The sequence below is a fragment of the Synechococcus sp. R70.1 genome (genome assembly GCF_047461675.1).
GTDB lineage: Bacteria > Cyanobacteriota > Cyanobacteriia > Thermostichales > Thermostichaceae > Thermostichus.
The window spans coordinates 1-752 of the sequence record NZ_JANSHR010000076.1 but is presented as its reverse complement, the minus strand read 5'-3'; the positions used below and the strand labels follow the sequence as shown (position 1 = coordinate 752).

The window sequence follows — 752 nt, the reverse complement described above, 5'->3', positions numbered from 1 at the left end:
CCCTGCAGATGGTGCGGGAGCGGCCCCTGACCGGCTGGGGCTGGCAGAGCTTTCCCGAGCTCTACAATGCCCAGGACCCGCCCGAGCTGCTGGGCCACTGCCACAACTTGTACTTGCACTTGGCGGCGGAAGGCGGGATCCCTCTGCTGCTGGGCTATCTGGCCTTGTGGGGCTGGATCTTGGCGCGGGGCTGGCGAGCCTGGCGCTGCTCCCAGGACGGGCTCCTTCTGGGCATGGTGCTGGCCCTAACAGCGTTTTTTGCTGCCGGGATAGTGGACGTGGTGATCTTGGACGGCCGCCTTCACCTGTTGATGACCTTGCTTTTGGGGGCCGTTTGGGGATCCAGCCTCGATCCGCTCCGCGGCAAGCAAAATAGGGTTCCAGCGGATCCCTTCCCAAGCCAGGTGTCCCAGCCAATGCCACAATAGAGTTCCGTCCTTGCGTTTTCTGGGATTACTCTGTTTATTCTGTCTCGGTTGCCGGATTTTCTTGCGTATCGATTGGATGGTCTCACCCAATTTCGATTGACTCACATCTCCCCTCATCAAATCTCCCCTTTTCCTCGGAGAGAGGGGAGGGGAGGTGAGAGCACGCCTCTCCAGAAGGGGAGTAAAAAGCTGTTGCTAACCCATTTCCGAAAAAGTTCAGTGGTATCTGGAGTGCCCCACCTTCTTCCATGGAGCAGCCAATCCCCTTGCTGGCCCCTGATCCCATCAAGCCAGGGGATCTCCTCTCCCTGGAGATCACAGACC

General features: G+C 59.2%; 1 protein-coding gene. It reads left to right on the top strand.

Going from position 1 to position 752, the window contains the following annotated elements:
- A partial coding sequence (locus NW807_RS08970) for an O-antigen ligase family protein (RefSeq protein WP_414425885.1) occupies positions 1-428 on the top strand: 428 nt, incomplete at its 5' end.
- Positions 429-752 lie beyond the last annotated feature (324 nt).